Here is a 6694-nt window from a genome sequence, read left to right as displayed (position 1 = left end):
GCGCAAGCCGCCGCCCTCGCCGCCGAATGGGCTGACGCGGGAGCCACCTGGCTACTGGAATCGTTCTGGTCCGGCCCGAACGACTCCGACACCATTCGCCGCCGCATTGAGGCTGGTCCGCCGAGGTAGGGGACGGCCCTCACCCCCCGGCCCCCTCTCCCAATACTGGGAGAGGGGGTGTCCTGGATAGAGTGAATTGGCTGCCGTTTTGTAGGAACTGCGCCAGCGTTCTTCTAACAACACGACGCAACGACAGCCAACCCGCCAGCCACAGGACACCCGCTCTCCCAAGGTTGGGAGAGGGCGGGTGCCCTCTGGGCAGCTGGGTGAGGGCCTACCCTTCCTCTTCCACGACCACCGCCGTGCGCAGGCGTTCGGAGCGGCGGCGGAGCATTTCGGCGCTGAAGAAGAGGCTGCCGGTGATGATGATGAGCAGCGTCGAGACGGCGGCGATGGTCGGGTCGATCTGGAAGCGGATGCTGTCCCACATCTTGCGCGGTAGTGTGACCGCGCCGGTGCCGGAGATGAACAGCGCGACGATCAGTTCATCCCACGAAGTGATGAACGCGAAGAGCGCGCCGGCCAGAACACCCGGGCGGATGATCGGCAGCGTGACGTGCCAGAAGGTTTGTAGCCGGTTCGCGCCGAGGTTCATCGCCGCGAACTCCAGTCGCTCGTCGAACCCGTAGAGCGTGGCCGTGACGTTGACGACGACGAACGGCACCGCCAGCGCCGTGTGGGCAGTGATGAGCGCGATCGGTTGGCCGACGATCCCCAGACGGGCGTAGAAGAAGTAGATGCCGATCGCGACGATGATCGCCGGGACGATCAGTGGCGAGACGATGAACGTGTTCACCAGACCCCTACCCGGGAAGCGGCCACGGACGAGCGCCAGCGACGCGAGCGTGCCGAGGATCGTGGCCAGCACCATCACGACGCAGGCGACCCAGAAGCTGAGGATCGCGGCGCTGATCCAGTCCGATCGCTCGAAGAAGTTGCGATACCACTGCAGGCTGAAGCCCGGCGGAGGGAAGGTCAGGTACTGCGCCGACGAGAATGACAGCGGAATCACAACGAGGACGGGAAAGACCAGATAAATCAGCACCAGCGTGCAGAACACATACAGCGCCAGCCGCGGGAGCGACGGAAGCTGCCGCCGTGGCGTGGACTGAACTTTGGCAGGACGCGCGGTTGTGCTCGTCATGACGGCGTCCCTCCGAAGATGTTCTCGACGCCGAGGATGCGATTGAAGACCGCGAAGATCAGCAGCGCGCCAGCCAGCAGCACCGCCGCCAGCGCCGATGCGAACGGCCAGTTGAACAGCGTGTTCACCTGCTGCTCGATCAGGACGGAGATCATGACGTCCTTCGGGCCGCCGACGAGCGCCGGTGTAATGAAGAAGCCGAGCGAGAGGATGAAGACGAGCAGGCAGCCAGCGGCGATGCCAGGCAGCGACAGCGGGAAGAAGATGCGCCGGAACACCTGATCCGGCCGCGCGCCCAAACCCTCGGCCGCGCGCATCAGATTGCGGTCGATGCCACGCATAACGCTGTAGAGCGGCAGCACCATGAACGGCATCAGGATCTGCACCATCGCGATATAGACTGCCAGGCGCGTGTTCAGCAGGCGCAGCGGCTCGTCAATAATTCCGATCCAGATCAGGAAGTTGTTGATGATCCCGAAACGCCCCAGCAGCACCATCCAGGCGTAGGTGCGGACGAGGATGCTGGTCCAGAACGGCACCAGCACGAGGATCATCAGCAAATTCGCCTTCGAGCTGCTGACCGACGAGAGCAGGTACGCCAGCGGATAGGCCAGCAGCAGCGTCACGACGGTCACGACCAGCGATATCTGGACGGTGATCCAGAGCACGTGGGCGTAGACGGAGGTGCGGAAGATCTCGGCGAAGTGGTCGAGCGTCCAGGTCGGCTCATTGATGCTGCGGAAGAGCATCGCCAGCACCGGGTAGCCGTAGAAGAACGCCAGATAGAGCACGATCGGCAACACCAGCACGATGTAGCGCAGCTGGACGGCGCGTCGCTGCCGCGCCAGTATGCGCGCGTTTTCGGCTTGCGAGCGCCGCATGTCGCTCGGGGCGGGTGTTGTCGCGGGTGATTGCGCCATGACTTCCTCCGTTCCCGGCGACTATTCCGCCGCGACGATCCGCGTATCCTCGACGTGGCAGACGATCCGAACGCGCTCGCCCGGCCCATAGCTCGGCACACCAAAGCGTTGCTGCTGGCGTAACACGATCTGCGAGCCGGTGTCGGTCTGCATCACGTAGCGGCGCGTGTCACCGACGAAGGCCGCCTCGACGACCGTCGCGTCGAAGACATTCTGCGCCGCATCGGGGACGAAGCCGTTGTCCATGAAGCTGAGCTTCTCCGGCCGGATGGCGACGACCGCTGGGTCGCCCGAGGGCAATCCTTCGACGCCAACCGCCTTCAGCGTCGTGTCGCCAATCTGCACGGTATGCGTACCGTCCGCGCCGCTGACGATCGCCCCCTCCAGGAAATTTGATTCACCGATGAACGACGCGACGAAGCGGTTGCAGGGGCGATCGTACAGATCGCGGGGATCGCCGATCTGGACGACACGACCATTGTTCATCACGACGATGCGATCGGACATAACCAGCGCCTCCTCCTGGTCGTGGGTCACGTAGATGAACGTGATTCCCAATTCCTGATGAAGACGCCGGATTTCGAGCTGCATCTCCTCGCGGAGCTTCTTGTCCAGCGCGCCGAGTGGCTCGTCCATCAGCAGCACGCGCGGATTGAAGACGATCGCGCGCGCCAGGGCGATGCGCTGCTGCTGGCCGCCGGAGAGCTGCCGTGGGTAGCGCCGACCGTAGTCGGGCAGCCGCACCGCCTCCAGCACCTCACCGACGCGTCGCTCGATCGTTGCCTTATCCACCTTGCGCATCTTCAGCGGGAAGGCGATGTTCTCGGCGACGGTCATGTGCGGGAACAGCGCGTAGTTCTGAAAGACCATTCCGATGTTGCGTCGGAATGGCGGGATGGTGGCGACGGGAGACGAGTCGATGTAGATCTCACCGGACGTCGGGATCTCGAACCCGGCGATCATCATCAGCGTCGTGGTCTTGCCGGATCCGCTCGGCCCGAGCATGGTGATGAACTCACCCGCCTCGATGTCGAACGAGACGTCCTGCACAGCGGCAACGGAATCGAAGCGCTTGTCCAGATGATCGATCCGCACGGTCGCGCCGGTACGGTCGTGGTGACGCTCGGTTGCCGCCGGAGTCTGCCCGGCTGTCTCAGTTGCCATGCTCGTCTCCCCTTGCCGTCGTCGCTAGCCGAGGATGAAGGTGTTCCAGCGCTGGAGGACTTCCTCGCGGTTGTCCGCCCACCAGTTGTCATCCAGGATGAACATCTGCTCCTTGTGCTCCGGTGACGTCGCCAGCGTGCTGGCGATCTCCGCAGGGATGAAGTCGACCGACTTGTTGTTGACGAAGCCATTCGGGTAGAGCATCGAGAGTCGCGCCTGCGAGACCGCCATCGTCGAGAACGCCGCCAGCTTCTGGGCGTTCTCCCGGTTCGGCGCACCCTTCGGGATGCCCCAGACATCGAACGCGAGCTGGCCCTGATTCCAGGCGATCTCAACCGGCATGTCCGGGTTCTGCGACTTCAGGGTGAGAATGCGACCGCTCCACGCCTGGGCGAGGACTGCCTCTTTGTCGGCTAGCATCTGGACCGGTTGCGCGCCGGCATCCCACCACTTGACGACGTCGTCCTTGATCTTCTCCAGCGACGCATAGGCCTGGTCGATGTCGAGCGGGTAGATGCTGTCCATCGCCACGCCGTCGGCCATGACAGCCGCTTCGAGGAACGGCAGCAGACCGCCGGAGCCGCCCTCCATCGCGCGTGGTCCGGGGAACTTTTCGGTATCCCAGAAATCGGCCCAGCCGCTCGGCGTGCCGTCGAAGGCGTCGGTGCGATAGCCGTAGATCAGGCCATACGGGTTCATCGCGATCGCGTGCTCGTGGCGGAAGCCTTCGTCGATGTTGTCGACATCGACGAGGTCGTAATCAATCGGCTCCCAGTAGTCGCCCTGGCGCTCCAGCGCGATGATGCCGTCGAGTCCGACTTCGGGGAGATCCCACTGGACGTTGCCGGTATCGACCATCGCCTTGATCTTGGCGATGTCCGGCCCCTCGGCCTCCTTGACGGTGATGCCGCATAGTTCCTCAAACGGCTCGAAGTACGCCTTGCGTTGCGCCTCCTGGTAGGCACCACCGAACGAGATGGCGACGACCTCGCCGCTGCCCTTGAGCTTATCCGGCACATCCTCCGGCTTCATCATCGGCAGCTCGATCTCGGTCGTCGGCGAGCCACCGGTGCCGGGGGTACTGCCACCGGAGCCGCTCGACGCCGTCGATGTCGGCGTGTCCTGCGAGTTGCCGCACGCGGCCAGAATCATTGCCAGCACGCTGCCGCCGAGGGCGTATCGAGCGCCGAGGCGGAAGAGCTCGCGTCGCGAATAGGCGTCCGCCTGAGGCGAGCGACCGCGCAGAGACAGGAGATACATAATGCGTCGTTCGAGCGGGTCCATACGGTCATCCTCCGTCACGTGAAAGTCCAGGTGGCAGACCTTTGTGGTTCGCAGAATTTCTGGTCTGAGGAACGCCATTACGCCGCAGGCATCACCCCTCTCCTCGGCATCGGAACGTTGCTCGACAACGAGCCGGTGCCGCTGCGACAGCATTGGCGGCTGCCGCGCTCTGAACAGACGGGAGGTCTGCGAACGAAACACGAATGACGATAGACCTCCGAAGAGGAACCACCGAATCGGTCACTGCGTCGTGGACGATTTCGAGGATTCGATCGCAAGTCCAGGGCCGTGAATCAGCGCCGAACTGATGCTGCGATCGGAAGATTGGGCCATCGGCAGCGTCGTCGCTGCCCGGATGCTTCAGCAATGAAGGTGTGAACGTACCCTAGAGCACGCGAAAGCCTCGTGTCAAGATACTGCCAGGATCGGCGGGCCGACACAGCCGCCGCCAGCGGATGGTTCGTCGCCGATTACGAACGCGGGAGGATGCCGGTGAGCAGGACGCTCACGAGTCGCTCGATCACCGCGTCATCAGCCGTCGGTGTCTCACCGCCAAGACTCTGGCTGAGGAAATGGATCAGCAACCCACCTTGCAATGCCTCGCCAACGGCGCGGCTATCGACAGCCGGGGAGAGTTCGCCGGTAGCCCGGCGGGAGTCGAGGAAGGTAACGACGGACCCGATGATATCGTCGAGCAGGCGCCTGAGGATCGCCGCGATCTCCGCGTCGGTCGAAGCCTCGCTAAGGAGGGTCAGCACAAACGCCCGCCGCTCGTGCAGCATGCGGAGGAACTCACTGCTCAGTCGCCGCAGAACCATCTCGACCGGGACCGAGTCGGCCGCTTCGAGGATGCGCCGATAGCCAGCGAACGGCGCGTAGACGGCGAGCACGGCAGCCAACAGGTCGGCCTTGTTGCCGAAGTAGTGATAGAGAACCGCCTCGGTCACGCCGGCCGCGCGCGTGATGTCGCGCACCGATGTGGCCCGGTAGCCACGCTCGGCGAAGAGCGTAAACGCTGCCTCCAGAAGCTGCTGTCGGCGACGTGCCGCCTGAGCCTGCCGTGTGCCAGTCGTCTGTTCCTGCAGATCCGCCTCCATCCATCCGTTATGCGGAGCATATCGCGCCGGCCGCACGATGTCAGTCGCCCTCGACCGGCGTCACCGCAGGGACCGTAACCGGCGCTGGTGCCGGAGCCTCCAGCGAGACGCGTGGCAATCGCCGGTCGAGCCAGGCCGGCATATACCAGTTGGCATCGCCGAGCAGGCCGGTGATCGCCGGAACCATCAGCATCCGGATCACGGTCGCGTCAACGAAGATCGCGACCGCGAGTCCAAGGCCGAACTCTTTCACAATCCGCGAATCGCTGAGCGTGAACGACAGGAAGACGACGACCATGATACTGGCGGCTGCGGTGATCACCCGCGACGTCGTCGCGCTGCCGTGGCTGACCGCTGCGCGGCTGCCGCGACCCTCCAGCCATGCCTCATGGATCCTGCTCATCAGGAACACCTCGTAGTCCGTCGAGAGGCCGAACAGCACCGCGAACAGCATCATCGGCAGGAACGACTCAATCGGCCCAGTCCGGTCGATCCCGAACACGCTGGAGAACCAGCCCCACTGGAAGACGGCCACCAGCACGCCGTAGGCAGCGGCAATCGATAGCACGTTCATCAGTGCAGCCTGCACCGGCACCAGCAGCGAGCGGAAGACGATCGCCAGCAGCAGCATGCTCACACCAATGACAACGAGGAAGAACACCGGTAGCCGGCTGGAAATGCGGTCTCCGATGTCGATGAACGCCGCCGTCGGGCCGCCGATCGACGCCTCGACGCCGCTCTCCTGAATGGCCGGTGGCACGACGTCGCGGCGCAGCAAGTGGACGAGATCCTGGGTTGCCTCGGACTGCGGCGAGGTCCCAGGAATGACTGTGATAATGCCCGTGTCGCCTGCTGGATTGAAGATGGGTGGGCTGACTCGCGCTACGCCTGGCTGCTCGCGCAGGTCAGCAGCCAGCCGCTCGACGGCCTGCGCATCCGTCGCCTGGCGTGTATCCACGACGACTGTCAACGGACCGTTGAAGCCCGCGCCGAACCCCTCGGTCAGCAGGTCATACGCGCGTCGG

Annotated in this window: 6 protein-coding genes; all 6 read right to left on the bottom strand. The window is 64.1% G+C overall.

All coding sequences use genetic code 11. The annotated features are described in order from the left end of the window. Positions 1–334: 334 nt before the first annotated feature. On the bottom strand, positions 335–1204 hold the full coding sequence (locus M9890_15045; protein ID MCO5178270.1) for an ABC transporter permease: 870 nt from the start codon (positions 1202–1204) through the stop codon (positions 335–337). Next, positions 1201–2124 (bottom strand): ABC transporter permease, encoded by a 924-nt coding sequence (locus tag M9890_15040; GenBank protein ID MCO5178269.1) that lies wholly within the window; start codon positions 2122–2124, stop codon positions 1201–1203. The genes M9890_15045 and M9890_15040 overlap by 4 nt, the downstream gene beginning before the upstream one ends. A 21-nt stretch (positions 2125–2145) precedes the next feature. Then, positions 2146–3288: an ABC transporter ATP-binding protein gene (locus M9890_15035; protein MCO5178268.1), complete on the bottom strand. Its 1143-nt coding sequence runs from the start codon at positions 3286–3288 to the stop codon at positions 2146–2148. 24 nt (positions 3289–3312) lie between these two features. After that, a complete protein-coding gene (locus M9890_15030; protein MCO5178267.1) occupies positions 3313–4590 on the bottom strand; it encodes an ABC transporter substrate-binding protein in 1278 nt (425 codons plus the stop codon). A gap of 452 nt (positions 4591–5042) precedes the next feature. Beyond that, complete coding sequence (locus tag M9890_15025) at positions 5043–5669, bottom strand: TetR/AcrR family transcriptional regulator (protein ID MCO5178266.1); 627 nt, start codon at positions 5667–5669, stop codon at positions 5043–5045. Positions 5670–5709: 40 nt separating this feature from the next. After that, the coding region (locus M9890_15020) for an MMPL family transporter (protein MCO5178265.1) at positions 5710–6694 on the bottom strand (985 nt) is incomplete at its 5' end.

This window comes from Thermomicrobiales bacterium (genome assembly GCA_023954495.1).
GTDB lineage: Bacteria > Chloroflexota > Chloroflexia > Thermomicrobiales > CFX8 > JAMLIA01.
The sequence above is the reverse complement of the archived record's forward strand: the minus strand, read 5'-3'. Positions and strand labels throughout refer to the sequence as shown.

Coding starts and splice junctions, on each gene's coding strand:
- M9890_15025 (MCO5178266.1), bottom strand. CDS start 5,669: ATGGAGGCGGATCTGCAGGAACAGACGACTGGCACACGGCAGGCTCAG.
- M9890_15040 (MCO5178269.1), bottom strand. CDS start 2,124: ATGGCGCAATCACCCGCGACAACACCCGCCCCGAGCGACATGCGGCGC.
- M9890_15035 (MCO5178268.1), bottom strand. CDS start 3,288: ATGGCAACTGAGACAGCCGGGCAGACTCCGGCGGCAACCGAGCGTCAC.
- M9890_15045 (MCO5178270.1), bottom strand. CDS start 1,204: ATGACGAGCACAACCGCGCGTCCTGCCAAAGTTCAGTCCACGCCACGG.